General features: G+C 58.8%; 1 protein-coding gene. It reads left to right on the top strand.

The window, feature by feature from the left end:
- The coding region (locus tag CVH10_RS22190) for an NAD(P)H-binding protein (RefSeq protein WP_181244674.1) at positions 1-257 on the top strand (257 nt) is incomplete at both ends.

Raw genomic sequence — 257 nt, 5'->3', positions numbered from 1 at the left:
ACATACCGGATCGAACACCCACGCATTGGTCCGAAGTACTACCCAAACCGATGCACTCGGTCATCAGGGGATCGATACGCGAGTCGGCGACTACACGGATCGCGCGAGTTTGCGGACCGCGTTCAGGGGCATCGACGGACTGCTGTTCGTATCGAGCCCGGCGCTCGATCCGAATGTCGGAATAGAGCAACACAAAGCTGTTGTGCAGGAGGCAGTCTCGGCAGGCGTCGAGCACATCGTGTACACAAGTGCGATGG

Origin of the sequence: Halomonas sp. ND22Bw (genome assembly GCF_003011945.1) — a bacterium.
GTDB classification, from domain to species: Bacteria; Pseudomonadota; Gammaproteobacteria; order Pseudomonadales; family Halomonadaceae; genus Halomonas; species Halomonas halophila.
The sequence above is the reverse complement of the archived record's forward strand: the minus strand, read 5'-3'. Positions and strand labels throughout refer to the sequence as shown.